Here is a 1265-nt window from a genome sequence, read left to right on the forward strand (position 1 = left end):
CTAGTACTTAGTCGTGTCTAATGTTCTGGGTATAGGTGGCGGAGCTTGGTCCTGGCGTCACCGGTCGTGAATTGCCAGTTGACGGGCCGCTTGTCGGCGTTGGCGTCCTCCTGCCAGTGGCGGAGTTCGCGGTTCAGTTTTTCAATGTCCGGTATGCGGCGGGAGAGGCATTGGCGCGAGAGCGCGGAGAGCTCGATCTCGGCGACGTTCAGCCAGGAACCGTGCTTGGGCGTGTAGTGGATTTCCAGGCGGGAGGCCAGTTCCCGGGCCTTGGCCGCGTCAAACGCCTCGTAGAGGGAACCGAGCGTGTGGGTGTTGAGGTTGTCCATGACCAGGACGACCTTTGGCACGTCTGGGTAATCGACGGTGAGCAGCGTGTCGATCTCCCGGGCCCAGTCCACGCGGGTGCGCCGCGGCCTGGCGACCACCCTCCGCTTGCCGGCCAGCGGTTCGACCCACACGAAGATGGAGCAGACCCCCTTCCGGGAGTATTCGTAGTCTTCCTTGCGGGTGCGCCCGGGCTTCGCCTCGATGGACGGTCGGGTGTAATCCAGGAGCTGATATGGTTTTTCATCCATGGCGACCACCGGCACCCCCGGGTCGTAGGGGCGGGCGTAGACCTCCAGGACGTCTTCCATGCGGGCGACGAATTCCCCGTTGGCCTTGGGCGGGATCGCCCAGTATTCCTTCAGGTGAGGCTGAAGTTTCGTTTTTTTAAGACCCGACCGATGCTCGAGTGGTCCAGCGGCGGGATCCCCTCGGTGAGCAGCACGTGCTTTTCCAGCAGCCGCAGGCTCCACGTGGCACGGCCTTCGGGCGGTTCGGTGGAGGCGAGGGCAATGATTCGGGCCTCGACGTCTCCGGTGATTTTCGGTTCCACCGGCGGGGTCAGGCGCTTCTTGCGCGTGACGGTATCCACGGCGTCACCGCCGCGCTCGGCGTACGCCCTGGAGACCTTCACGACCGTGTCCACGCAGACTCCGGCGCGCTCGGCGACCACGACATGGGTCGGCGAGGGCCCTTCCCTCTCCGGGTGGTTTTCATCGAGCTCGAGCAGGATGCGCGCCCGGCGCACCTGCTGCGCGGGCGAGGAACCCGTCCGCACGATTCTCGTGAGCCGGTCCCGGTCCGCATCGCTGAGCGCTACCGGACGTGATTTTGCTCTTCCCATGGCCTGTCCCAATTCCTTGCGGGTGGTAGACGAAAACCCGCACACCCAAGAATGACACCATTTCCACAGAATATTAGCTAAGACAAAGTACTAG

Annotated in this window: 2 protein-coding genes; both read right to left on the minus strand. The window is 63.6% G+C overall.

All coding sequences use genetic code 11. The annotated features are described in order from the left end of the window. Positions 1-17: 17 nt before the first annotated feature. Positions 18-800, minus strand: a complete 783-nt coding sequence (locus ACIPVK_RS21740; protein WP_407614062.1) for an IS630 family transposase — start codon at positions 798-800, stop codon at positions 18-20. After that, on the minus strand, positions 689-1171 hold the full coding sequence (locus ACIPVK_RS21745) for a transposase (protein WP_407614063.1): 483 nt from the start codon (positions 1169-1171) through the stop codon (positions 689-691). Before ACIPVK_RS21745 ends, ACIPVK_RS21740 begins: the two co-directional genes overlap by 112 nt. Positions 1172-1265 lie beyond the last annotated feature (94 nt).

This window comes from Paeniglutamicibacter sp. MACA_103 (genome assembly GCF_045798555.1).
GTDB lineage: Bacteria > Actinomycetota > Actinomycetes > Actinomycetales > Micrococcaceae > Paeniglutamicibacter.